This window comes from Arcicella sp. (assembly GCF_964672035.1).
Genome location: NZ_CBABQS010000036.1, coordinates 17,408 through 42,584, shown reverse-complemented (window position 1 = coordinate 42,584; position 25,177 = coordinate 17,408). Strand labels below are relative to the sequence as shown.

The following is a 25,177-nucleotide window of genomic DNA, read 5'->3' as shown; positions in this document are numbered from 1 at the left end:
CATATAAGCGTTGTTGGCGTTCATCTAATTGATTGAAATAATTGCGTTCTTCGAGAGTAATTTCCATAAAACTAAAAGTCAGTATTGAATACGAAGATACAATATTTTGAAAATTAATTAGACCAACTTATTATTTACACGTTACTAAGCTGTGAAAAAAACTTCTTTAATAATCATTGTCCCTTTTATTTTACTTTCATTTACCGTCCAACAAAAAGTAAAATTAAAACCTACAAAAATAAGCCAAATTTGCGCATATGAACAAAAAATGCGTGAACAAGGCTTGGTGAATGTTCAAGAAATTGACCCTAATATTTTGGTAGAATTGAAATATTCCACAACGGATAATTTTGTTGGTAAAGACGTTTATGGATGTATTACCAATTGTTTCCTCCAAAAAAAACCTGCCGAAATGCTTTCCCATGCGAATGATTTATTGAAAAGGAAACATCCAAATTATCGGCTTTTGGTGTATGATGGAGGGAGACCTTTGAGTAGTCAGAAGGTTTTGTGGAATTCACTGACGCAATATTCTCCCAAACAACGAGCAACCTACGTGGCAAATCCTGCGCAAGGCTCGATACATAATTATGGAAGTGCGGTTGATTTGACGATTGCTACAACAGACGGTACGCCGCTTGACATGGGAACGGAATATGATTTTTTCGGAGAATTGGCGTATCCCAAAAAGGAAAATTACTTTCTGAACATAGGAAAATTGACAAAACAGCAAATTGCCAATCGTCAATTGCTCAGAAGTGTAATGAAATCTGCCGGATATATGCCAATTGAATACGAATGGTGGCATTTTAATGCAGTTTCTCGACAGACTGCTAAAGCGACCTACAAGATTATTCCATAAAAATTGTTCGATTTTAAAATAGAAGTGTTCGGAAACGGACACTTTTTATTTTTGTAAATTAGTATAAAATGTTGATAATCAGTTGTTTAGATTAGTTGGTATTGTCTTTGACTATTTTTAAATAATTAATAAAATGTCACTCAGACATCAATACACGAAGATTTTGATAAAATTCCTCTTTGAGTCTTTCAGTCTTGTTGGCAAGAATAATTTTGAAAATTACAAAATTCACAATTTCCATTTATCCATGAGAGATAGCCGTTTATCCCAAACATTTTTAAATCAAAAATTATCATTCGTAACATTGAACTATCAAATCACAAATGCCATGAATCGTTTTCCCTTATTACTCTTATTAATTACCTGTTTGACTTTCCAACCGAAAGCCCAAAATGCAGTTCAAGCCAGTGGTACTGAAACCAAATTGGGCTTGCAAGAAGCCGTGAATATTGCGCTGAAAAATAATATTTCCGTTAAACAAAGCCAGAATCAAGTATTGTTGAATACGTTACAATTGCAGCAATCAAAGTTCAATCAATTGCCTAATGCCAGTGGTAATATCAGTGAATCTTTTAATTTTGGACGGAGTTTAGATCCATTTACCAATACGTACATTGATAATAGTGTGAATTATAACCAGATTAGTGTTAATACCAATGTGATTATATTCAATGGTTATCAACTTAAAAATACCATTGCTCAAAATGATATTCTTTTGAAAGCCACCCAATTTGATTTGCAGGCAATGAAGGAAAATATCTCTTTGCAAGTAGTGTTATCTTATTTGAATATTATGAATGCTGAGGACCAATTAGCCATTTCAAAAACGCAAATTGCCATTACGGCCTTGCAAATAGATAAAACTGATAAATTGGTAAAAGCGGGTTCGTTGGCACAATCAAATTTATTTGATTTAAAAGCACAATTAGCCACCGAAGAAACAACCGTTATTAATAATCAAAGTACCTTGGATTTAGCTAAACTGACGCTTTTACAATTATTGAACGATAGAAATATTACGGATGTAAAAGTGGACAGAATTTCTGTACCTACGCCCGCAACATCTGGTTACGAAGCTTCAATTGATAAAGTTTATCAAACAGCAGAAGGTAGTCAACCTACCGTAAAAGCCGCTGATTTAAGAATAGCTGGTGCGGATAAAGGCATCGAAATTGCCCGAGCAGGTTTTCTGCCTATCGTTACGGCTAATGCCAACTTTGGAGGAAATCAATCTAATAGACAGAAAAATTATATTCAATCTGGCACAAAAGACCAAAATTTTGGCATTGTAAAATTCAACGGAACAGATTTCCCGCTGATAGTTTCTCAACCTAATTATGTTGAAAACGGGACAACCAGCTATTTTACGCAACTCGGAAACACGGCCAATTATGGTTTTGGTGTTAATGCCAGTATTCCAATCTTTAGTAGATATAACAATAAAAGCAACGTTACTCGAGCCAAAATTCAAAAAGAAAATGCTAATTTGAACGCTCAACAAACTCGTTTGACTTTGAGACAAAATATCGAAACGGCTTATACAAACTTGACAAATTCCGCTAAAAGATACGATGCTTTCTTAGTTCAGGTTTCAGCCTTAGAAGAATCATTCAGAGCGGCAGAAAGCCGTTTCAATGCAGGAGCAATTGATTTTGTAAGTTATAGCCTACAGAAAACAAATCTCGACAAAGCAAAAGGCAACCTTGTACAGGCAAAATATGACTTCATTTTTAGAACTAAAATCTTAGATTATTATCAAAATAAACCGCTTACTTTTTAATTAGCTATGAGCTTTGGGCTATGAGCATTGAGTTTTCAATTAAACTTATTTTCTCATGGCTCAATGCTCATAGCTCAAAGCTAAATTAATTATGGCAAAGAAATCTTCAAATAAAATCTGGTGGATACTCGGGGGTGTGGTTGTCCTTTTGGGCGGTGGCTTAGGCATTGCCAAGCAAAAGGGACTTATCGGAAAAGAACCCTCTACGGAAGTTGAATTTACAAAAGTAAAGAAAGCCGATATTATTGAGCGGGTATCTGCTTCTGGTAAAATTCAACCAGAAGTTGAAGTAAAACTCTCGCCAGACGTATCGGGAGAAATCGTAGGTCTGTACATAACCGAGGGTGATTCTGTGCGTGCTGGACAATTATTGTTGAAAATTAAACCTGATAATTATGAGTCATTATTGGCTCGTGCCGAAGCACAGGTAAATTCATCAAAAGCATCCGTTGAACAATCAAGGTCGGGACAATCTCAGTCAGAATCACGCTTGTTGAAAGCCAAAATTGATTATGACCGTAATAAAAAATTGCACGACGATAAAGTTATTTCTGATGCTGATTTTGACCAATTTAATTCACAATATTTAGTGGCAAAACAAGACGTAGAATCAGCAAAAGCCAACGTTCTGGCGGCGACATTCAACGTAAAAAGTTCAGAAGCAGCTTTGAAAGAAGCACGAGCTAATTTAACGAAAACGACTATTTATGCACCTCAAAGTGGCACCGTTTCAAAACTGAATGTTGAATTGGGTGAGCGTGTGGTTGGAACATCTCAAATGGCTGGTACTGAATTACTTAGAATTGCCAATTTGAATAAAATGGAAGTTAGGGTAAACGTAAATGAGAACGATATTACTCGTGTTTCGATGAATGATACCGTAATTATTGACGTAGATTCATACAGCGCTTCGGGACGTAAATTTAAAGGCATTGTTTATGAAATTGCGAGTTCTGCCAATGGTTTAGGAACTGCCGCCGCTGCTGTTTCGAGTGATGCTGTAACAGAATTTGAAGTAAAAATTAGGGTTTTACGTTCTTCATATTCAGATTTGATTGTTGGAAAGCGTTCATATCCTTTAAAACCAGGCATGACAGCTTCGGTAGAAATTATTACCGACCGTAAAAATGGCGTTTTGTCGGTGCCATTGGCTACCGTTACCACCCGTGACCCAACGCTGAAACCGGAGGAAGGTGATAAAAAAGATGGCGAACAAGACAACAATCAGGAGCCAGAAAAGGTTATCAAGAAAGACAAGATCAAGGAAGTGGTTTTTGTGATGGATAAAAATAGTAAAGCAAAATTAAGAGAAGTGAAAACGGGTATTTCTGATTTTGAAAACATCGAAATTTTGTCGGGTTTGAAAGAAGGAGAAATCATTATTTCGGGACCTTACATTACAGTTTCTAAAAAATTAAAAGAAGGGGAATTAGTAGCGAAGAAGAAAGCTGAAGAGAAAAAGAAGTAATAATTTTTATAAGACAATAAATTTAGTTTGGTTTAGGGTTTATGAAAAAGCCGTCTCAGAGTATCTGGGGACGGCTTTTTGTTGACTTATGAAGCAACGAGAGGTTTCCTACTCCACCAACTCGAAAGAAGTGAGCCTGTCATATTCATAATAGGGCCAAAAAGTGCGGCAGCAAGTCCTAAAGTAGCAATTTTGCCTAATTGATTGGCTAAACCAGAAGCTAATCCAGCATTTTGCATACCAACTTCCAAGGCTACCGTTCTACAATCTTGTTCTGACATTTTCAATAATTTTGCACTCGTATATCCCAAAAAATATCCCCCAATATTGTGCATAAGCACTGCCACAATCAACATTCCGCCTACGGTTTGTAAAGATTTTTGACCAGATGCCGTAACTACCACTATCACAACGCCAATACCAATCATAGAAAGGTAAGGCAATATTTTTTGTAATTTTTTTGATAATTCTCCAAAAAACTGATTTAAAATATATCCAAAACCAATGGGAATAATCACAATTTTGGTGATGTCCCAAACCATATTCCAAAAATTAATTTCAATGAGTCCACCACCCAAAAATTTCATCAATAGGGGGGTAAGAAATGGCGCTAATAAGGTAGAAATAGTGGTGATTGTTACGGATAAAGCTACATTTGCCTTCGCAATCATACACATTACGTTAGAGGCTAATCCGCTTGGGCAACAGCCAATTAATAGGATTCCAGCGGCAATTTCAACGGGGAAATTAAATAAATGGGCAATGCCAAATCCTAAAAGGGGCATAAAAATGAAATGACAAACCGTACCAATAAAAACCGATTTAGGTGACTTAAAAACCTCCGCAAAATCATCGGCTGAAACGGTAGTTCCCATACCAAACATGATGATTTGAAGCATCGGTAAAATTAAAACACTGGATTTTATTCCGTTAAATTCAAGAAAAAATTGTGGGAAATTGTAGGCAATAATGACTGCCAAAATAATACAAATTGTGTATAAATAATCTTTCATATTTATTTAGGGGTTGGGGGCGACCGTCGCTCGGTTAGGATTTGGGGATTATTAACAAATATACCCAAAAAAGGCTTCCTTGAAAACCAAAGAAGCCTTTTAAAATTAGAATTTATTTTCTAAAATCTATTCTATAATTTACCCTACCAATTCCTTTAAATCTTCATCGTTCAATTGTTTTCTAACATCCGCCATCAACAAAAAGCGAGTGTAAAGTTTATCTAATTCTGGTTTTTCAAAATCAAAACCAATCAATTGCAAACGGTGACGAAGGGCAGCACGACCCGAACGTGAAGTCAAAACAATGGCCGATGAAAGAACACCTACATCTTCTGGTTTCATAATTTCATACGTCTCTGAATGCTTCAAGAAACCGTCCTGATGAATACCAGATGAGTGGGCGAAGGCATTGGCTCCAACGATTGCTTTGTTCGCTTGTACGGGCATTCCCATCAAATTAGAAACAAACGTTGAGAATGGATATAAAAGCTGGGCGTTTATTCCAGTATGAAAACCTAAATCTTTATGAACATTCAAAATCATGGCTATTTCTTCCAAAGAAGTATTTCCCGCTCTTTCTCCGATACCATTAATCGTAACTTCCACTTGTCTGGCTCCCGCTTGAATCCCCGCAATGGTGTTGGCAGTAGCAAGTCCTAAATCGTTGTGGTTGTGCATCGAAATCGTTGCCTTATGAATATTTGGCACGTTTTCAAACAAATAATTGATGCGTTGAAACATCTGATGGGGTAATAAATAACCGGTTGTATCAGGAAGATTTACTACCGTTGCACCCGCTTTAATCACGGCTTCAATCAATTTTGCTAAGTATTCTAAATCTGCACGACCCGCATCTTCCGCAAAAAATTCTACGTCTTCCACGAATGATTTGGCATATTTTACCGCCCAAACACCACGCTCCAACATTTCCTCCCGAGTAGAATTGAATTTATGAACAATATGCGAATCTGAAGCACCCAAACCTGTGTGAATTCTTGGATATTTTGCGTGTTTTAAAGCCGCCGCCGCTGCATCAATATCTTCTTTTTTGGCACGAGTCAGACCACAAACCGTCGCATTTTTTACCAATTTCGCAATGGCTTCCACCGAACGAAAATCGCCAGGTGATGAAATTGGAAAACCTGCTTCAATAATATCTACGCCTAAGAGTTCGAGTTGTTCAGCAACTTGTAATTTCTCTTCGGTGTTCAATTGACAACCTGGCACTTGTTCGCCGTCACGTAAAGTAGTATCGAATACTTGAATTTTCTGACTCATTATTTTGTGTTATTTGTTTTTTTCTAAGTCAAAAATACATTTATCATCCTTAAAAAACAAATCCTTAAATGTTAGCTTATAGAATTAAAATCTAAAAATTATTATTAAATGCTTATTGTTTAGGTTAATAATCTTTTTTATTCATTTTTATAAGATTAATAGTCTAAAATTATAATAAATATTGTGTAAATATTTTTTTGATAAAATATTTTTTGGAATAGTATATTTTTAAGATTACAAGAATAAAAGGGGTCTATGTTGTTTTGTGTAAATAGAATATTTTTGTTAAATTCTATTTAAAATTTTACTTTAATTTTCTGGACTGATTTAGCTGTCTTTTTAGTTGCATTAACATAGGAAAAGCGATTTATTCAAACTGAAATTTATTTATTAAAGTGTTGACTATCAATTTATTAATTGTGTTTTAAGGACATTTATTAAACAAAAATATTATTGATTTCGATTAAAAGGTTTTGCTTTTAATATAGTAGTTTTACGTACCAAAAATATTGATTTGGTTTTTTTGAAATTAGTTACCCACACAAAACAACATAGACCCTGAAAAATTAAAGGAACGCCAATCGTTATTGGACAATTTGATAGGGCAAGGCAACCAATGATTTATTTTCAACGGCGGTTGCAACCATTGGACAATCCGTAGAATATTTTTATAATTCGATTCATTAAAAAACATCCAGATTACCTCAAAAGTATAGCTCTGAAAATGGGTCATTTATTCACATTTATTCTAAGTTGGCTGCCGCTGTGTTACTTTTACTTAATTTCTAACCCGTAATTCGCATGATTTATCAAGAACTTTATTATCACAGAGGAAATCAAGGGTAAAGCAAAATCAGTTCTTAAAATGAAGGTAAATTTTATTGATGACACCTCTTTAAATATCTACGAACCAGGAAGTTATATTCTTGACAAATATAAATATGGTTATCAAGCGATGTCAAAATAAGATGAGTTAATGCATCATTGGGATAATACGCTACATCATCCTCAAATATATACATTTCCATATCATCAACATTTTGGTAATGAGCTCAATGTCGATCCCTCTAAAAATATAACTTTGTATGAAGTTTTAATATTCATCCAGAACTCTTTGTAATTCCCATGACCACCTTCCAAACAATCCTACAAAAATTCGGAGAAAAAGGCGAAAAAACGGGCTGGACTTATATCGAAATTCCTGCCCACATTGCCCATGAAATTAAACCTGACACGAAACTCGGTTTTCGAGTAAAAGGCTTGATTGATAGCTTTCCAGTAAAATTACTGGCTCTTTTACCGATGGGAGAAGGCGATTTTATCATTCCTATGAACGCCAAAATCCGCAAAGGAATCCGCAAAGAAGAGGGCGCAATGGTGACAATCAATTTGGAAGAAGATAAGGATGAATTACCGCAATCGGAGGAATTGATGATGTGTTTGGAAGATGAACCAAAGGCTTTAGAAACGTTCTTGAAATTGCCTAAAAGTCATCAAACGTATTATTCAAAATGGATAGAATCTGCCAAGACAATTGAGACAAAAACCAAGCGAATAACCATGACCATTCAAGGAATGTTGATGGGTCTGACTTATCCAGAAATGGTGAAATATTATCGAAGTTTATCTTCAAAATAACCCCAATTGCTCATTACTGCCCAATTTAGCCGTATAATAATCATTGACATCTTTGTATTCATCGGGCAGGTTTTTGCGAGTACAGGAGATGTTAAAATGCGTAAAAATTTTCTCTAATTCATCCGCTGCTTTGTGTCCTGCCACATCATTATCCAAATAAAAAACCACGTTGACTCGCTGAAATAATTTTGCCCATTCTTTTTTGAAAATATTGGCAGTTCCTAAGCTCACCGCCGTTTTTCCTTCCTGCACGAGTCTCATACAATCAAATGCTCCTTCGGTTACATATACACTCTCGCCAGACCGAACTTTTAACAAAGAATCTACATTAAAAAGCGTTAAAGGCTGATTATTCAAAAAACAATAACGGTTTGTACCTTCTGGTGGTTTGCCAATAACTCGCCCTTGCAGATACACAATTCTGCCATCTCGATAATAAGGAATTATCAAAGAATGGGAATAAAAAATCAAATTATTTTTGACATTATAAAGCCCCGATTCTTGTAAATCAATGTACGAAAAACGTTGCTTCATATACCAGGTTACTTCGGTATAATCTTTAATGGCAAATATTCTAAAATCCTTGATTGTTTTTTCAGTAAAGCCTCGATGCTGCAAATAATCAAAGGCAGTTTTGGATAAATCATTCGTTTTCTGCTGTAAACAAAAGTCTCTGAATGCCTCATAAATCTGTGAATGAATCTCAGTAGTTGGTTTATCTTTTGCTGGAAAATTCCTTATTTCAGGAGCATTCAAGACGTTTATTTTAGGAAGAGGCTTCTTCTGAGTTTTATTATATTGCTGAAAACCAACGATATAGTCTTTCGCCATATCGCTGATAGTCGTTTTAATATCAAGGTTTTTGATTTCGGAATATAGCGTTATGGAATTGCCCGTTTTGGCACAACCGAAGCAATAAAAACTATTGGTGTGTGGATATAAAACCAACGAAGGCGTATCGTCCTCGTGGAAAGGACATTTCATGCGGTGACGTTGAACTTCTAAGCCCAAATCTTCCGCTACTTGCAGAATAGAAATCTGATTGAGTTCGTCAAGAATATTCATTGTTTTTGTGAGTAAAAATAAATCAAAAACCCCACAAAAGAAAACTCTTGTGGGGTCTAATGATTTCAGAACAAAAAGATTAGTTCATAAACTTGACTTTCAATTCGTTCAATTTTGTTTTTACCGAAGTATCAATCTGACGGTCATTTACTTGCAGAACGTATCCGCCAATTAATGTGTCGTCAATCTTCTCAATAATTTCAACTGTCTTACCAGTCGAATCTGCGACAATTTTTTGAAATTCAGCCTTTTGTGAAGCCGTCAATGGCGTTGCAGTGGTTACATAAGCCTTCTGAATTCCTTTGAATATCTCATATTGACGAAGATAATCCTCGGCAATATGTGGAAGCATCTCTTCACGGTTTTTCTTCGTGATAATTTCAAAAATAGACATTGACGAAGCGTCTACTTTACCCGTGAAGATTTTTTGTAAAATCGTCAATTTGTCAAAGTGAGATACAATCGGGCTTTTCAACAGTAAATAAAACTGATGATTATCGTCACAAACTTGGTTAAAGAGTTTCATATCTTCGTAAACCTTATCTTCAACGTTTTTTTCTTTTGCCAAATCCAACAATGATTTAGCGTATCTGTATGCAACTGTTTGCTGGGACATCTTTTTACAATTATCAATTGACAATTAATAATTAATAATTGAAATAAGAGTTTCAATCTAATAATTAACAACTGCAATCAGGTAAGCAAATAAACAAGTGAATTTTGAATTACTGATTAGAGAACTTTCTCATCACACAATCAACAAGAACCGGTTGCAGGTAATAATTAATTGTTAATTCTCAATTATTAATTCAATTTAGCATCGGCTAAAAGACTTGATACCAAAATCTCTTGAGCTTTTGGATCAGCCAATTGAGTACGCAATATTTTCTCAGCGATTTCCAAAGACAATTTTGCGGTCTCTTTTCTCAAAGATGCAACTGCATTCACTCTTTCTTGATTGAAAGCAGCACGAGCTTTTTCAATTTCCTCAGCACCTGCCTTTTGAGCATCGGATTTTGCTTGGGCAATCATTGAATCTCCTGCTTCTTTTGCTTCTTTCAAAACTCTATCACGTTCAGCACGAGCTTCGGCGATAAGTTTTTCGTTGCCTGCTTTCAAGTCAGTCATTTCTTGGCGAGTTTTTGCTGCCAATGAAAGAGCATCATCAATTGAAGCTTCACGTTCTTGCAAGGCAGACATAATTGGTTTCCAAGCAAATTTTGCTAAAATGAAAAACAATACTCCGAATATTACTAATTGCCAGATTATCAGACCAAGGGCTGGTTCTAAGATGGAAACTAACATGGTTTTGGTTGTTAAATAGCGGCGAGCATTGAGCTGTTAGCTATGAGTTTCTTGTATAGTAATTGAAGACTAATAGTCTTCTTAATTTCTAATAAACATCAGCATACTTGCCTAATGCTTTGTATGCTGATGGTAATGTTTTACTTTTTATCAAAAAACAAATCGATAAGTTAAATTGCTAAAACTATTTTTTAACCGATAACTGATAACTGTTGACTGATAAAGTCAGTAATTACCCTTTTGTAGTTACCAACAAACAGATTACTGCTGCGAAAAGAGCAACGGCTTCAACGAAGGCTGCAACGATCAACATAGCTCCTTGGATTTTTCCTGATGCTTCTGGTTGACGAGCGATGGCTTCCATTGCAGAACCACCGATTCTACCAATACCAACACCAGCACCAATAGCTGCTAAACCTGCACCAATACCTGCTAAACCTAACGCTTGAGAAACTTCTAATAACATTGACATAATTGTAATTGTTTATATTTATTAATTTGAAAATACGCTTTTAAATTGTGATTTAGTGTTTTACTTCTTAAATCGAAAATCGTCAATCGGAAATCTTAATGATGTCCTTCTTCAACAGCGGCTCCAATATAGGTTGAAACTAATACTGTGAAAATATAAGCTTGTAAGAATGCTACCAAAATCTCAATCAAGTTCATAAATACTGAGAATGGCACCGCAATAGCGGCTACTCCGATACTTTTGAAGATAAAAATCAAGGCAATCAAACTCAAAAGGATTAAGTGCCCCGCTGTAATATTGGCAAAAAGACGAATCATTAAAGAAATTGGTTTCATAAAAACACCGATAATTTCTACGGGAGTCAATAAAACTAATAACCATTTCGGAACGCCTGGCATCGCAAAAATATGTCCCCAATAAGTGCTTTTTGCACTTAAATTTGTTACGAAAAATGCAATTACTGCTAATACCAAAGTGATGGCAATATTTCCCGTTACGTTGGCACTTCCAGGAAGAAGTCCTAACATATTATTGAAGAGTATGAAGAAAAATACCGTCAATAAATAAGGGACGAAACGTCTGTAATGTTTTTCGCCAATATTTGTTTTCGCTACTTCGTCACGGATAAATATAATGATGGGTTCAAAAGCTGATTGTAAGCCCGATGGCGCTTTTCCTACACGCTCTTTGTATGATTTTGCAATCGTAAAAAAGATTACTAACAGAAGAATAACACTAATTAATAAAGAGGCTACGTTTTTGGTGATTGATAAATCTAACACGAAAGAACCATCTTCAGCAACGATTTTACCTTCTTCTAATTTAAGCCCTTCGTAGGCAACTTCTTCGTGATGTTCGTTCTTGAAACGGTTTGAAGAAAATGTAGTTAATCCTCCTTTATTCCAAACAATACAAGGCAATGGAATTGAGTAATGCGTGTGTCCAGCAGTAGCAAAATGCCACTCATGTTCGTCCGCAATATGCTCCATCATCATCTTTCCTGGGTTGAATGCTTCGGCGGCTTCTCCATGAGCATCTTCTTCACCTGTGTGGGCTTCAATAACCGCACTTTTTGTAGTAGAATCAGCGGGTTCTGTTTGACCAAAAATGGTGCTTGAAATTAAAAATAAAAAAGCAAAAATATTTGAAAAATACACTTTCTTGTTCACGGCTTCTTTGAAGTATATGGTTGATTATAAATTATATCCTTAATCTGGTTTTGTTCGTTCGTATTGATTATCAATGTGTTATAAAATAAAATAATAGATTATCTACGAAAAGTCACGCAATTTACTAAACAATCCGAATATTTCAAAACCTGTGTAACATAAATAGAGTACAAAAAAGTCGATGATGAAAGTATTGATGTCTGGAGTACTTGAATATACGAATGTTCCGATGAAAATTAGGCTCAAAATTAAACGCCCCGTAACACTGCCTAAATAGTACTGAACGAAGTTTTCACGGTTCTTGGCAAAGCCTATTTGCATGAGTATGTGATTAAGGTATGAGATAGCAAAAAAGTAGGATAAAATGACCCATTTCTGAGTATGGACATATTGGGAAAGTCCTATTTCTGGAGCAGAGTAAAACAGCAATCCAATGGTAATTGTGAAGAGAATTATTCGGAGCATTTTTTCCGTAAAGGTACGGAAAAAGCAGAAAGGGAAAAAAGAAAAAAGGAGAAAAGTAAAAAGAGAGGAAGGCAGAAAGGTTAACCTTTCTCCCTTTCTGCCTTCCTCTCTACTTAACTCCGTACTCAGCTTTCGCAACACCCACAAATCCTTGCGTAGAAACCCCTTCAGCAATAATTCTCATCGTTGCCTTAGCGTCTGTATTCCAGTAAGTTATGGTTGCTTTGCCACTCGCATCGGTTCTTACATTGGGTTGCCAATGAAGCGTTGAACGAAAATCTGGACGGATATGGTCGGCAAGAGATACATCATATTTAGGGGCATAAAATTCACGGGCAACATTATATCCCATTCGTTTTTGAATTGTTACTCCTGAAATGGGGTCTTTTGAATAATCATAATTATTCCCTCCTCTTTTGGTCAAAATGGAAATTACGCCATTGGAGGCTCTCGAACCAAAAATGGCTGCTTCAGCTCCTTTCAAAATATCAATGTTATCCACATCGCAGGGAGTGATTGAACTGAAAGCATCGGCATCTACGGGCATTCCGTCTAATAAATATAAGGGCTCTGTACTTCCCGTAAAACTTGAAATACCCCTTATCACTACCGAATATCCACCACTACCATTAGGAGAAACCTGTACACCAGCCACTCTGCCTTGTATCATCTGAAAAACGCTGGTCGCTCCTGCACACAGTATATTATCAACTTTGATGGTATTGCTGGCTTTTCCGTATATTTTACGAGCGTCAGATTCTTCATATTTTTTCGCTCTCACTACTACTTCTTGAAGCATTTGGTCTTTGTTGAGCTTTAATTTCTTTTCTAATTCAATGGCTTCATTGGCTTTTTTCAAAAAAATCGCTAAATCTTGGGCATTAAATTCCATTGGATTATAAGGCGTTTTTACAATTCTAACCTTTGGAGCGGGTTTTAGAGGGTTAATCGTTACGTCTAAATTCTTACCCCCATTTTTTTTCAAACCTTGTACAAATACTTGGGTAGTATCAAAAAAATCTAAACTGTAAAATCCGTAATTACCCAATGAATCAGTAGTTGCCGTTAGAAATTGAGGGATTTTCTTGTCATTTTTTAATACTAAGGTTAAGGTAACATTCTCGGCAATTTTTCCATTTGGTTTGACTGCTTTACCCGTTACTTCCAAGCCTGTTTCTAATAAATTATTTATTTTAGGATCTTTGTCAGCCATTAAATCTCGCCAAATAAATCTCCTCCATCCTTGGGTCATTATCAGAATATCCAAGTGGCGATTTGCATTCGTATTTTCTTTGTCAAAATAATAAGCTGGCTGTTCAATATTTCCCCGCAAGGCAGAATAATAATCCGTTCCCGATAAATTACTCACGTCTGAACTCAGTAAAAGATAGGACAATAAATTCTCTTGGTGAGGCTCGGCAATCACTTGACTTGCATCCGTAACGGCCACTGAAAAATTACCTTCCACGGGTTTTCCTTCGGCATCGGTGGCTTCCAAATTAGCAGTAACTTTCTCTCGAATCTTATAATTTGCTTTGTCAGGGATAATTTTGAGATTTATCTGTCTGTTTTGATTATTAAAAATTAAGCGTTCACAGAGAGGTTCACCTTTGGCATTCATCAAGGTAATTTGTACGATGCCATCGTCAGGAATTTTATTTTTGGGCATTGAAAGACCAAATGACTTTTGGGTTTCATTGCCTTTTGCCATAAAAATCAGTTGCCCTCTTTGGTGAGCCACCACAATAACTTCCGATGATTTATCGGCAGGTTTTGGTGAACTGTTTGCGATAAAAATCTTCACTTTTTCTTTACTCGATAAATTATCAACTGCCATCGTAAAACCTTGTTCGTGGGCATAAGGCAACGAATAAGGTCGGTATTTGCCATCGTGCTCTTTTACGTAAGCCGTATATGTTTTTTGGGATTCTGGCGTATAATTAAAAACTCCCATACCCAAATGTTCCGTGTGAAAAGCCACGACCGTATCTTTGGTATTATCCAACACAAAGCCTTCAACATCAATCCCTTTGCCCAAAATATTGAGTGCTTTAAACCCAATTCTGGAATCTAAACCAATTACAGAGTTACCGCCTTCTGGAAAAAACTGAACATCGGCAGCTTCGGTCATTTTTTGCGCATTTGAATCCGTCAAACGATTTTTTATGGAACCTTGATAAATTTTAAAATCTTGATGGAAAAAGAATTCTTCCGAATAATTTCTCATATAATTGGTATAAGCCCGAATTTGATAAACGCCTTCTTCCAAACTATCAGGCAAAGCAATGTCTCCGTACGTAGAACCATCACAATTCAATGTACGACTTGCGATAGTTTTGCCATTTGTTTCATTAATTAAATCAACGTACATCACTCGACTGACGGAGTCAATTTTATGCGTAGTTCCATCAAATAAATACCCTTTAAACCATATTGTTTCGCCAGCCATGTAGTAGGGCTTATCGAAATGCAAATAGACTTTTTCTTGAGGAGTGTTGGTACGGTACTTTTCGAGTTTTGCTAAAATTCGTTCGGTAATTGTTTCACCTTCTTGAGTGAATGTAAAGGCAGTTGTCATGAGAAATGCAATTGCCAGCAAGGCGTAAAATTTACGATTCATGTGAAGTAGAAATTGGGATTAAGCGTTAGAATAAAATTTCGTCAAATATCTAAATCCCAAACGATAAACGCAATAGTTTTATGATAGAAGGATTGAAATATCTATCAAGGAAATTTTACTTTTATAAATCCTCTAAAAATTTTACGATTATTTTATCAGAATTTAACAAAGGACGACATCACTAAAAGCGATGCCGTCCCATATTTTACTTCACTAAATTACTTATCCGCTGAACCATAATTACGGAATTATCCGTGGCTTCTTTTTTCTGTTCGTAAGCAACTAATAAATCTTTACCAACTGATAAAACCACGGGATACGTTGAAACCTCGAAATCTGGCGTTATCCATTCTTCCTTGAAACTGCCATCTTTTTCAAAAATTCGTAATCCAATTTTCGTAAAGAATTTTTCGTCTTTTTGCATAGATTGGTCCCAAGTCATCACCAATTTATTGTCCAAAACGCCCACTTGTGGATGTTTTGCCCGATTGGTTTCAATTTTATCCAGCAATTTCCCCGAACCAATTTTTGTTAATCGTACGCCAGCTTCATTTTCTTTGCCCGTAAACCATGCGGTATATAAATCCTTGCCCACTTGCGTAATGCTCGGCCCCGTGTGTGGACAAGCATTTACTTTCCATTTATCATCAAAAACAACGCTAAAATCGGTAAAACTTTTACCGCCATTTTTAGAAACTACGTGCGAAATATCCCGTGAACCATCGGCTAATAAATCACGAAAAAGGACGTGAAAATTATTATCAGTATCCACAAAAAGGTTCGTTCTGCAACATTGACAAGCATTTGAGTCTACCACAACTTCCGGAGAAAGCGTTCCATCGGATAAAGTCTGACGAAATTTCACACTGCGACCTGCATATTTCCCCAATTTTTCATCCAGCCAAACTAAACCAACTTGACCGTCGGGCAAAGTTGCCATATCACCAAAGGAATGACTCTTTCCAGCCGTTTCATCTTGGTGAACAGTTTGAGGTTCAGACCATGTTTTACCTTTATCTTTTGAAGAAATAAAGTAAAAATTACCTACAAATCGTTCGGTAGTCGTTGGCATTGAGACTTCAAAATTGGCGATTATTTCTCCATTTTTCTTGAACGCAATTTTGGGCATTCCTTCGGCGTGAATGGACATTTTTTCGGGAACTTTTACGGATATTTTCTCCGAAAAAGTATTTCCACCATCTTTAGAAATGGCAAAAAAGAAGAGATTTGCTTTGTCTCCGTCTTTCTCCGCCCAACTCAACACTGGATTTCCCTGAGCGTCGGTAGTGAATCTTGGCGTTGTTCCAACTCTTTGAATATCAGAAAGTTGAACAGGTTTATTAGGTTGTTTAAAACTCATTAAAAAACCTAAAATAGCAATAATTATGTATTTCATAAATTTGTAAATTTCAAGATGAATACTTCAATAATTAATGTTTCACCACCGCATATTTCTTAGGATTTTTATCAAACATTTCTTTGCAAACCACACTACAAAAACCAAATTGTTTTCCTTGATAAACCGAAACGTCTTTTGTGCCTTTTGCTAAGGACATTTTACAGATTGGGTCTTTAGCGTCTGCTTTCAAAACTGCACTTATTTCCGAATGCTGATGTTTTTCCTTAATTGATTTTTTTCCTTTCTGAGCAAAAATGCCAAACGTCATGCACAAAGTACAGATGAGGGTGATGATAGTTTTTTTCATGTTTTAAATACTATATTGTTATTAATTATAATGCTACGACTTAACTTATTAAAATTAAATTTCAGTAATTTGGCTCAACTTCCCGAAAGTTTTAAACTTTCGGGAAGTTCCAATTTCGATAAGTTATGTCATTCTCTATATAGTGCTACGAAAGAATTGAATGCTATTTCTTTTCTACAAAATTATACTGAAGTCCTACCACAAAAGTTCTTGGTGCGGCTGGCGTATAAGCTGTTCTGTCAGTCGCATTATTACCTCTGGTGGCATTGGTGGCATAAAGTTCATCCGTTAAATTCATAACGTTTAGGTAAAGTTCAATACGTTTCCATTGATAGCCCGTTCTAAAATTCAAAAAACTTACGCCTTTTGCGCCAAAAGCTCCTTTATCATCGTAAGAAACCGTGTTAATTTGGTTTTGATACCACGATGAAATCCGTTGCCATTCAATAGAAACTCGATAATTTTTCAACCAAGTTGGCTTATACGTAACCTCTGTATTGGCAATCCATTTAGGAGCTTGTGGCATATCTTTTCCGTTTACATTTTGCAAAACATCCGATGCTTTATTGCTCAACGTAAATTCCACAAAACGGTGAACAGCATTTGTACCGCCAAAACGAATCAACCATTGAACATTGGGTTTATACGTAATTCCGTATTCAACGCCTCGGTGCAAGGTTTTTCCAACCGACTGATAATCCGTGGAATTATCGGGCTGTTTGATGCTCAATAATTCATTTTGCCCATCCATTTGGTAAAACGCATAGTCGATATAAAGTTTATTATTCAACAACGAAGCCCAACCGCCAAATTCATAATTATCAAAATGAGCGGGTTCTAAATTGTAATAAAATAAATCGCCATTTGCTGCGGGCGTGGGACGTTTACGAAAAATTGCCGTGAGCGCTGGAGGCGAAAATCCTTTGGAATAATTGGCATAAAATCCTTTTCCATGACCCAAATCGTAGGTAAAACCAATTTTTGGCGTAACCTGACTATATTCTTTAGTTCCCGAAAAATATTCTCCCGAAGCAGTTTTTGCCAAATAATTAATATAGTCAAAAGCCATTCGGTCGTAACGTAAGCCCAACGAAAATCTAAAATTTTGTACGGGTTCAAAACCTATCTGCGTATAAATTCCTGTATTATAAATTTTCGCATCGTATTTTGACAAGAAATTGGTCGGTTCTTCTTTGCTCACCGTGTATTTTTCGACTGATTTGCCATCGGGACGTAATTGTGCCGAAAGATTAATCAAATACGCATAATACGGATTGGTTGAATAATCATAAATGCCACCGACCAATAAATTCGTTTTCAAGAACGAAAAATGCTGCGAATGTTGAGCCGAAACACCGTAAGAAGTAAACGAATTATTATTTATTTGGCTGGTTGCGGTGGATGCTCCTTGTTTCCAGATAATGGTATAATTTGGATTTTGCCCTAAAGAATTACCTCGGTAATAAGGCGTAATCGTGGTATGAGCATCATTATTCCAAGTATGTTCCAAGGAAATTCTGGCACGGGTAGCCAAGGCTTTTCGATACGCAAAATCTGCCACTGAAGTATAAGAACGGCTATAATAAGAAATACTATCACCGCCACCACCACTTTGGGAGTTATAATCAATGTATGAAATAGCCCCAATCAAACGAGTTTTATCGTTGAACGTGTATTCTAATTTTCCTGTGAAAGACTGCTTGTCAAAATCGCTATTGGTCATCCATGAATCTCTTTGTTTGGCCACGTAACCACCCAAATAAACACCTAATTTTCCAAGCGTAGCACCCGCACCAAATTGAATTCTTTTGTATCCATAACTATCAAATTGTACGCCTACTCTTGCCGTTGGAACAGAAGTTGGGCGTTGCGTAATCACATTAATTGCACCACCAACTGCCTCTGGGCCGTATAATGATGAAGCTGGCCCTTTTACCACTTCAATCGAAGAAGTAACAAAAGTATTCATTTCCAATAAAGCATTATGGTTGAAAACACCCATCGGACGGATGGGCAAACCGTCTTCCATGTACAAAAAATAGGGATTTGTTCCCATTGGCTGACGAATGCTCATCATGTGTTGCTCATTTCCCAAATTCACCATCATCACACCTGGCGTTTTGTTGATAATTTCGTACATATTCGTTGCCTTCGTATCGTTGATTAAAGTGGGCGATAACTTAGAAATTGCTACGGGCGATTGCGTACGTAAACTGGCTTCACGATTGGCGGTAACGACTACTTGTTGCAAATTTTCAATGGATGGTTCGAGGGAAACAGATAAGGGTTTATTATCTTGATAATCAACCATTTGCGTTTGAAATCCAATACTTGAAATGGTAATTTTTGAAACTTTTTGATTCGTTTCAAATGAGAATTGACCATTCACATTGGTAGTCGTTCCAGTGCTTGTGCCTTCAGCTTTTATGGATGCTCCAACAACGGGTTCTTTGGTTGTATTATCAAAAATTTTACCTTTAATTACGTTTTGGGCAAAGGAAATATTCATTGTCAACATACTGACAATGAGCAAATTATATATCGTTTTCATGTTTATTTAGTTTTGAATATTAACTTCAATTTACCATAACTCAGGCTATTTTTCGATAATAGCAAAACGCTCTCGAATGGCCAATTCGAGTTACAGCCATACAATAAATAAAAAATAATTAAACGATTGGAGGACGAAATACAAAAGAAGTGAAGCTCTGCGTGTGAGCTAATTGATAGGAATAAATGGATTTTGGGGCAGATGCTCTCATCGTCCAATCACAAGAAAAAAGTGGTGTAGTTTCAAAAACTTCTTCCATGATTTTTTTCATAGACTGGCTTTGTTTTTGCGTTTCTCTAGTAGCATTATCTTCCGCAATTTTATGTAATTTTTTTGCCAAATAGCATTGACCATTACATTTCAATTGGGGTTTGAAACGGTTTTCACAAAGGTTTTGGATGATATAATCCTTTCTCAATTCAAAATCCAAATAAACCACAGGCACAAGAATTGTTTTGACACTGATGAGCATCAAAAGCAATAGGGCTATGTAATTTTTGTGTGTCATTGGATGTTTACTAATTGAACCACAAAGGTATAATCGAAACGAATATGATCGTAATTTTTTAGTTTTTTATTCTAAACCTATCAGACTTTTCCTCCATACAGTCATGGCATAATTCAAAATTATGCCATGACTAAAAAAAGAATAAGTAACTGATTAATAGACACTTACTGCATTAACATCAACTCATCCAAACTAACTTGCACATCATCCCCAACTTGTTTTATACTATATTTCATCGGGAAATATCCTGCCTTGGCAAACTTGGCGGGCGTGGGTATGTTCTTGGTAATATTTGGTTTCGATTGCATTAATTCCAACGTTATCATTGGCTCAATGAAAGTAAATTTACCATCGTACGAACCCATGATTAAAGTCTCCGTAAATTTACCACCGTTCAATTCCGTTGATGTTGGGTTTGCCCAATGCACGCCCATCAAAGGCACTCCTGCGGGTAAACGAAAATACGGAATCGGCATGATACCATCAGGAGGAAGATTATCAAATTTCGCCGCCGTAGTATTAGTATAGGGTGGAATTACCGAACGTTCAGCGTTAGGTTGCATCATAAAATGCACGTCAAAATGGGCAACGTCATAAATACCAACGGGTTCGTGACCAGAATGGGAAAAATCAAGATAGATATGGTCAAATGGCGTTTTCCCAATGGCTTCGGTGGGCAAAGCAACCACTAAACTGGTACCTCCATTATGCGGAATATTGTTCAAAGCGCCTTTCGCTAAAGTCATACCAATCGAACTTGGTTTGTCACCCGTAAACTTAACCCAAGCATAAACTTTTCCATCGCCAATTGTCTGTTCTGCCCCTTTATAAGTTGGGTTTGGGTCAGTAACTACTTCGTCTTTTTTACATCCTGCAAGCATTATCCCCAATAAAGTACAGGTAAAAATGATATTTTTCATGTTAATTAAAATTAGATTTGTTTGTATTAATCATACAAAATTATGGCGTGTATAAATGATTTAAAATAACCTTTTATACACAATTAAATTAATTTAAACACCTGAAAATGAATACATTGCAACTTAAATTTCGTTTAAATAGCCGATAAAACCATTAAATAAATAATGAGTAACCTTTTATACCCAGCAAAAAAAATCGAATGTTTCAACCATTTATTGTTTATATTTAGAAAATAGTGAAAGGGTTTTGATTAAATTTGAGTATCGATTTGCACAGTTTTGCAACCTTTTTGATAATATTTGCAGATATTTGCAGCGGATTATTCAATAATTACTAAAGATAAAAGGAGCATTTATATAACATAAAAATATGAGTAAAATCATCAATGCTGAGAAACTACGATTAAATACTCGTGAGGATAATAAAGGCTGGAAAAAATGGGGTCCCTACTTATCAGAACGCCAATGGGGGACGGTTCGGGAAGATTATTCTCCTAATCAAGATGCTTGGAATGCCATTTCGCACGACATGGCTCGTTCGATTGCCTATCGTTGGGGAGAAGAAGGAATTGCGGGAATTTCTGATAATAAATCACATATTTGCTTTGCTTTATCGCTTTGGAATCATAACGACCATATCCTAAAAGAACGTTTTTTTGGATTAACAGGGAGCGATTCAAACCACGGTGAAGACGTGAAAGAATTGTATTATTACCTCGATTCCACGCCTACTCACTCCTACATGAAGATGCTTTACAAGTATCCGATTACGGCATATCCTTACGATCAGTTAGTGGAAGAGAGTCGCAAGCGTTCTCGGTTAGAGCCTGAGTACGAGCTACTTGATACAGGGATTTTTGAAAAAGATGAATATTTTGATGTTTTTATTGAATATGCCAAAGCGGACGAACAAGATATTCTCATCAAAATAACGGCTCATAATCGAAGCAAAAAAGATGCGCCCCTGACCATTCTGCCAACCATTTGGTTTAGAAATACATGGAGTTGGGGCTACGATAATTTCAAGTATAAACCCATGATGCGGGGAATCTCAAACAAGGCAATTGAGATTGATAACAGAAATGTTGGGCTTTTTAAACTCTACTGCGAAGAGGCAGACGAACTACTTTTTACCGAAAATGAAAGCAATTTTGAACGATTGTATGGCGTAGCTAATTATTCCCCTTATACCAAAGATGGCATCAATGAGTACATCGTAGAAGGAGATGAAAAAGCCGTCAATCCCAACGATATAGGAACAAAAGCCTCCGCTCAATACAAAAGAATCGTGAAAGCGGGCGAATCCGTAACGGTTCGTTTACGTTTGGTTGACCACTCAATTGTTGAACCTTTTGGGGGTTTTGAGGACACCATGGAGAAACGAATTCGGGAAGGAAATATCTTTTACGATGAAGTTCAACAGGATGTAAAAGACGAAGAATTATTAAAAATTCAACGGCAGGCTTATGCAGGAATGTTGTGGACCAAACAATGGTATTATTACAATGTCAATGAATGGATAAAAGGCGACCCAGCCATGCCAGAGCCATCGGGCTATCGTAAATATGGACGAAATGCCAGTTGGAGACATTTATATGCTGCCAATATTCTTTCGATGCCTGATAAATGGGAATATCCATGGTTTGCGGCTTGGGATTTGGCTTTCCATACTATTCCATTAGCTCGGGTTGACCCCAATTTTGCGAAACGACAATTAGCGGTTGTGTTGCGGGAATATTATATGCACCCCAACGGACAAATACCCGCTTATGAATGGTCATTTTCGGATGTAAATCCTCCCGTACACGCCTGGGCAACTTGGAAAGTCTATGAAATTGAAAAGGAAATGAACGGCAAAGGAGACATTTCTTTTTTAGAAAGAATTTTCCATAAATTATTGCTCAATTTCACGTGGTGGGTCAATTTGAAAGACGAAGGAGGCAATAATGTTTTCGGCGGAGGATTCTTGGGAATGGATAATATTGGGGTTTTTGACCGTTCTTCTACTTTGCCAACGGGTGGACGTTTGGAACAAGCCGATGGCACTGGTTGGATGGCCATGTATAGTTTAAATATGTTGAGAATTGCCTGCGAAATTGCTTTGGAACGTCCCGTTTATCAAGATATGGCTTCCAAATTCTTTGAGCATTTCTTGCATATTGCGGGAGCGATGCAGTCTTTGGGTGGCGATGATATTAGTCTTTGGGATGAAGAAGACCAGTTTTATTACGATATGCTTCATCTACCCAATAATGACAGTAAGTTGTTAAAAATCAGGTCAATGGTAGGATTAATTCCACTTTTTGCCGTAGAAATTCTGACGCCAGAAATGTTGGAAAAACTGCCAGATTTCAAGCGTAGAGTAGAATGGGTATTGAATAATCGCCCCGATTTGGCGGGATTGATTTCTCGTTGGTACGAATCTGGAAAAGGAGAAAATCGTTTGCTTGCTATTTTGCGGGGACATCGTATGAAGATGATTATGAAACGGATGTTTGACGAAAAGGAATTTCTTTCTGATTTTGGGATTCGCTCATTATCAAAATATCACCTCGACAATCCGTATCAATTCCGTATCAATGGCGATGTTCTGAAAGTGGATTATACGCCTGCGGAGTCCACAGGCAGTATGTTTGGTGGAAATTCCAATTGGCGTGGACCGATTTGGTTTCCCATGAATTTCTTGTTGGTCGATTCGTTGTTGAAATTCCAGACTTATTATGGCAATGATTATGAAGTAGAATATCCAACTGATTCGGGCGAGATGATGAGTATAAAAGAGGCAGCGATGAGTCTTTCAGAACGCTTAATAAAAATCTTTACACAAGACGATAAAGGCAGACGACCGATGTATGAAAATTACGAAAAACTGCAATCTGACCCACATTTTAAAGATTTAATTCTTTTCAATGAGTACTTCGATGGTGATACTGGAAAAGGTTTAGGAGCAGCTCACCAAACGGGCTGGACTGGATTGATTGCAGAATTAATTCTGACGGTTGCTAAAGAGAAGAAAGGTATTTTGAAAGATGTGATGTAGGGGAATAATGAATTTTTAAAACGCTCAATTTTGATGAAATTAAACATCAAGGTTGAGCGTTTTTATTTTATCAAATAAATTCAGCGTTTTCAAGGAAAACAATGAATTTTTTGGGTCTACGTTGAATGCTGTGGGTAATCAAATTTGAGTTTACCCGCTATGAAGTAAGTCATGTTAATAAGATTCTTAATATTTCGGAATCCTCTTACCCTTTTTTTGGCAAGCTGAATTTTAGCATTAATACTCTCCAAAATCCCGTTTGTTATTCGTGTTTGAATGTAGTTGACGATTCCAGACCAATGCGATCGCTTCATTCAGTAATTTTTTAACGTGGAATCAGTTGACAGTGATACTTGCTCTGGGAAAATTATCAGTTGCTCCTTGAATAAAAGCGGGCGATAAATCAATCGAAACCTGCTCTATTTGCTCTTTTAGACATCCTTTTGATTCTAAACAGTCTTTAATCTGAGTAACAGTATCAGCATCTTTTTCAACAACAGCATGGAGTACTATGTTCTTTTAAATCAACCCCAACGGTAATGGTAATATAGTTATGCCTTTTTTTAGAAGAAGTCTCGTCTATACCTACTTGGGTAACTTGTGAATGGTCGGTTGTATTATAAGCCTTGATACTCCAAAAATTGAAGATAGTCCAGAATCTGTTTGGATATTCACTGACGGTATCACCTACCTTGATGATCGGCATTTCACACTCTATCAGGTGCATTGCAAATGCCTCAAAAAGTAGCGTAAAGCCACTATTAGGTCTTGCACAAGGTACATTTACTTGATGAACTTGCCCTGTACTTATTACTAAACGAAGAACTCGATAATGCAAATAACACTCATGTTGAAAAAAAATTAAGTGTCGCCAAGTTCTATCAATCGTGTCATGGACAGAACATAATACTTGGCTTTTGTCCATAAATTTACTGCCTCGGTCAGTCTATATGAATATGTAAACTTTTAACATTCGAGTCTTCTGTTTGTAACTCTACTTGCGTAATTTTATAGGGGGGTGAAGACCCAATACCACTTGAAATATCTCTGTACTATTCATAATACAAAAATACGAAAAGATCAGTGACCCACAGTATTTAACATGGACCCTTTTAAAGCTGTTAAATCGTGTGTTGAAGTGCGATTTTTTTTAGGGAAAGTTAGTTTCTTCGTTCTGTGTAAACTTAAGGAGTAGAGTTTGGCTCCGTAATAACTTAATTTCTTATTAACATAATCTGCCATTTCGATAAAAGGCAAATCACCACTCCCCAAAGGAATGATTCGTCCGTTGATGTACTCATTTCTATATCTCGGATT

Annotated in this window: 20 protein-coding genes and 1 pseudogene; 6 read left to right on the top strand and 15 right to left on the bottom strand. The window is 36.5% G+C overall.

Annotation, left to right across the window (positions count from 1 at the left end):
* The first annotated feature begins 268 nt into the window (after nucleotides 1–268).
* From AC1W31_RS11515 to AC1W31_RS11505, 3 genes are all read left to right on the top strand, one after another.
* Nucleotides 269–862: a M15 family metallopeptidase gene (locus AC1W31_RS11515; protein ID WP_481734595.1), complete on the top strand. Its 594-nt coding sequence runs from the start codon at nucleotides 269–271 to the stop codon at nucleotides 860–862.
* 133 nt (nucleotides 863–995) lie between these two features.
* Complete coding sequence (locus AC1W31_RS11510; protein ID WP_481734594.1) at nucleotides 996–2,642, top strand: TolC family protein; 1,647 nt, start codon at nucleotides 996–998, stop codon at nucleotides 2,640–2,642.
* A 91-nt stretch (nucleotides 2,643–2,733) separates the two neighbouring features.
* Nucleotides 2,734–4,110 carry an efflux RND transporter periplasmic adaptor subunit gene (locus AC1W31_RS11505; RefSeq protein WP_481734593.1) on the top strand — a complete coding sequence of 459 codons (1,377 nt, stop codon included), beginning with the start codon at nucleotides 2,734–2,736 and terminating at the stop codon, nucleotides 4,108–4,110.
* A gap of 86 nt (nucleotides 4,111–4,196) precedes the next feature.
* On the opposite strand, the gene AC1W31_RS11500 is transcribed toward AC1W31_RS11505, so the two are convergent.
* Nucleotides 4,197–5,123, bottom strand: coding sequence for a bile acid:sodium symporter family protein (locus AC1W31_RS11500; protein WP_481734592.1), 927 nt, complete (start codon nucleotides 5,121–5,123; stop codon nucleotides 4,197–4,199).
* 138 nt (nucleotides 5,124–5,261) lie between these two features.
* Nucleotides 5,262–6,401 (bottom strand): 2-isopropylmalate synthase, encoded by a 1,140-nt coding sequence (locus AC1W31_RS11495; protein WP_481734591.1) that lies wholly within the window; start codon nucleotides 6,399–6,401, stop codon nucleotides 5,262–5,264.
* Nucleotides 6,402–7,377: 976 nt separating this feature from the next.
* Here AC1W31_RS11495 and AC1W31_RS11490 point away from each other — a divergent pair.
* On the top strand, nucleotides 7,378–7,521 hold the full coding sequence (locus AC1W31_RS11490) for a toxin-antitoxin system TumE family protein (protein WP_481734590.1): 144 nt from the start codon (nucleotides 7,378–7,380) through the stop codon (nucleotides 7,519–7,521).
* 5 nt (nucleotides 7,522–7,526) lie between these two features.
* Entirely contained in the window at nucleotides 7,527–8,039 is a 513-nt protein-coding gene (locus AC1W31_RS11485) for a DUF1905 domain-containing protein (RefSeq protein WP_481734589.1), read from the top strand.
* Here the strand turns inward: AC1W31_RS11485 and AC1W31_RS11480 are convergent.
* The 12 genes from AC1W31_RS11480 to AC1W31_RS11425 form a co-directional block, all read right to left on the bottom strand.
* Nucleotides 8,031–9,104 carry a CHC2 zinc finger domain-containing protein gene (locus AC1W31_RS11480; protein WP_481734588.1) on the bottom strand — a complete coding sequence of 358 codons (1,074 nt, stop codon included), beginning with the start codon at nucleotides 9,102–9,104 and terminating at the stop codon, nucleotides 8,031–8,033. The genes AC1W31_RS11485 and AC1W31_RS11480 overlap by 9 nt on opposite strands.
* A gap of 79 nt (nucleotides 9,105–9,183) precedes the next feature.
* Nucleotides 9,184–9,720 (bottom strand): ATP synthase F1 subunit delta, encoded by a 537-nt coding sequence (gene atpH / locus AC1W31_RS11475; RefSeq protein WP_481734587.1) that lies wholly within the window; start codon nucleotides 9,718–9,720, stop codon nucleotides 9,184–9,186.
* Between the two features lie 188 nt (nucleotides 9,721–9,908).
* Entirely contained in the window at nucleotides 9,909–10,409 is a 501-nt protein-coding gene (atpF, locus tag AC1W31_RS11470) for a F0F1 ATP synthase subunit B (RefSeq protein WP_481734586.1), read from the bottom strand.
* 232 nt (nucleotides 10,410–10,641) lie between these two features.
* Entirely contained in the window at nucleotides 10,642–10,881 is a 240-nt protein-coding gene (atpE, locus tag AC1W31_RS11465) for an ATP synthase F0 subunit C (RefSeq protein WP_481734585.1), read from the bottom strand.
* 95 nt (nucleotides 10,882–10,976) lie between these two features.
* Complete coding sequence (gene atpB, locus AC1W31_RS11460; RefSeq protein ID WP_481734583.1) at nucleotides 10,977–12,050, bottom strand: F0F1 ATP synthase subunit A; 1,074 nt, start codon at nucleotides 12,048–12,050, stop codon at nucleotides 10,977–10,979.
* Nucleotides 12,051–12,152: 102 nt separating this feature from the next.
* A complete protein-coding gene (locus AC1W31_RS11455; protein ID WP_481734582.1) occupies nucleotides 12,153–12,515 on the bottom strand; it encodes a hypothetical protein in 363 nt (120 codons plus the stop codon).
* A 109-nt stretch (nucleotides 12,516–12,624) separates the two neighbouring features.
* Nucleotides 12,625–15,135: a TonB-dependent receptor plug domain-containing protein gene (locus AC1W31_RS11450; RefSeq protein WP_481734581.1), complete on the bottom strand. Its 2,511-nt coding sequence runs from the start codon at nucleotides 15,133–15,135 to the stop codon at nucleotides 12,625–12,627.
* Nucleotides 15,136–15,340: 205 nt separating this feature from the next.
* The gene (locus tag AC1W31_RS11445) at nucleotides 15,341–16,531 is read right to left on the bottom strand and encodes a sialidase family protein (RefSeq protein ID WP_481734580.1); all 1,191 of its coding nucleotides are present in this window, start codon (nucleotides 16,529–16,531) and stop codon (nucleotides 15,341–15,343) included.
* A gap of 34 nt (nucleotides 16,532–16,565) precedes the next feature.
* A complete protein-coding gene (locus AC1W31_RS11440; protein ID WP_481734579.1) occupies nucleotides 16,566–16,841 on the bottom strand; it encodes a YHS domain-containing protein in 276 nt (91 codons plus the stop codon).
* Between the two features lie 163 nt (nucleotides 16,842–17,004).
* Nucleotides 17,005–19,392 carry a TonB-dependent receptor gene (locus tag AC1W31_RS11435; RefSeq protein WP_481734578.1) on the bottom strand — a complete coding sequence of 796 codons (2,388 nt, stop codon included), beginning with the start codon at nucleotides 19,390–19,392 and terminating at the stop codon, nucleotides 17,005–17,007.
* A gap of 118 nt (nucleotides 19,393–19,510) precedes the next feature.
* Nucleotides 19,511–19,900: a hypothetical protein gene (locus AC1W31_RS11430; RefSeq protein WP_481734577.1), complete on the bottom strand. Its 390-nt coding sequence runs from the start codon at nucleotides 19,898–19,900 to the stop codon at nucleotides 19,511–19,513.
* A 164-nt stretch (nucleotides 19,901–20,064) separates the two neighbouring features.
* Nucleotides 20,065–20,820, bottom strand: coding sequence for a DUF5602 domain-containing protein (locus AC1W31_RS11425; RefSeq protein ID WP_481734576.1), 756 nt, complete (start codon nucleotides 20,818–20,820; stop codon nucleotides 20,065–20,067).
* A 370-nt stretch (nucleotides 20,821–21,190) separates the two neighbouring features.
* Between AC1W31_RS11425 and AC1W31_RS11420 the strand changes: the two genes are divergently transcribed.
* Nucleotides 21,191–23,860 (top strand): MGH1-like glycoside hydrolase domain-containing protein, encoded by a 2,670-nt coding sequence (locus AC1W31_RS11420; protein ID WP_481734575.1) that lies wholly within the window; start codon nucleotides 21,191–21,193, stop codon nucleotides 23,858–23,860.
* 116 nt (nucleotides 23,861–23,976) lie between these two features.
* Here AC1W31_RS11420 and AC1W31_RS11415 read toward each other — a convergent pair.
* Nucleotides 23,977–24,920, bottom strand: a pseudogene (locus AC1W31_RS11415) (transposase).
* Nucleotides 24,921–25,177 lie beyond the last annotated feature (257 nt).